This is a genomic window from Streptomyces sp. NPDC018045, assembly GCF_044327445.1.
GTDB lineage: Bacteria > Actinomycetota > Actinomycetes > Streptomycetales > Streptomycetaceae > Streptomyces.
This window is the reverse complement of sequence record NZ_JBIRFL010000093.1, coordinates 1-1072: the sequence shown is the minus strand read 5'-3', so window position 1 is coordinate 1072 and position 1072 is coordinate 1. Positions and strand designations below refer to the sequence as shown.

Annotated in this window: 1 protein-coding gene; it reads right to left on the bottom strand. The window is 73.2% G+C overall.

The genetic code is table 11. The annotated features are described in order from the left end of the window. Positions 1-1072 (bottom strand): polyketide synthase dehydratase domain-containing protein (locus tag ACH4EB_RS38755; RefSeq protein ID WP_398353246.1); only part of this gene is annotated, 1072 nt, incomplete at both ends.

The following is a 1072-nucleotide window of genomic DNA, read 5'->3' as shown; positions in this document are numbered from 1 at the left end:
CCGACCGCACCAGACCCCACACCGCCGCACCCGCCAGATCCACACCCGACACCGCACCACGCGTCACGAACACCAGACGCGAGGCGGCAAACCGCTCATCAGCCAGCCACGACTGGATCGTGTCGAGCGCCTCGGCCGCCGCGTTGTGGACGGACTCCACTGTTCCGGAGTTTCCGGCCGTCGGCGGGACGAGCACGGTGTCGTGGCCGCCGGCCTCCGCTAGGTCGTCCAGATCCGCACGAGGTTGCAGCGCGAGGGCGTCGAGGGTGCCCTCGGTGTCCTTGCCGAGCAGGGCGAGAGCGCCCGCGGGCTCGCCGGTGAGGGGGATTTCGGTCCAGTCGACCGTGAAGAGGGCGTCGCGGTCGCCGGTCCGCAACTGCTCGGAAGTGATCGGACGCGAGGTCAGGGACCGTACCGAGGCCACCGGTGCGCCGGCTGTGTCGGCGAGGGCGATCGAGGTGCCGTTTTCGGTGGGCCGGATGCGTACCCGCACCCGGGAGGCGCCGGTGGCATGGAGTGTCACCGCGTTCCAGGAGAAGGGGACGGCTCCCTCGTCCGCTCCCCCGCCGCCCAGCAGGGCCGCGTGGAGGGCCGCGTCGAAGAGCGCGGGGTGCAGACCGTACGCGGCACCGTCGGTGCCCTCGGGGAGCGCCACCTCGGCGTAGAGGTCCTTGCCTGCCTTCCAGGCCGCCCGCAGGCCCTGGAAGACCGGGCCGTACGCGAACCCGGCGTCCGCGAACCGCTCGTAGCAGCCCGCCACGTCAAGCGGCTCGGCGCCCTGCGGGGGCCACAGCGTGGCGTCGAAGGACACCGCCTCGGCGGTCGGGGCCAGGGCGCCACTGGCGTGCAGGGTCCACGGGCCTTCGCCCTCCCGCGAGTGCACCGAAACCGGCCGGCGGCCTTCGTCATCGGGCTCGCCCACCCACACCTGCACCTGCACCGCGCTGCCCGAAGCGGGCAGTACCAGGGGCGCGGCCAGGGTCAGTTCCTCCACCGCACCGCAGTCCACCTCGTCGGCCGCCCGCAGCACCAGTTCCACCAGCGCCGTACCCGGCACCAGCACCGACCCCAG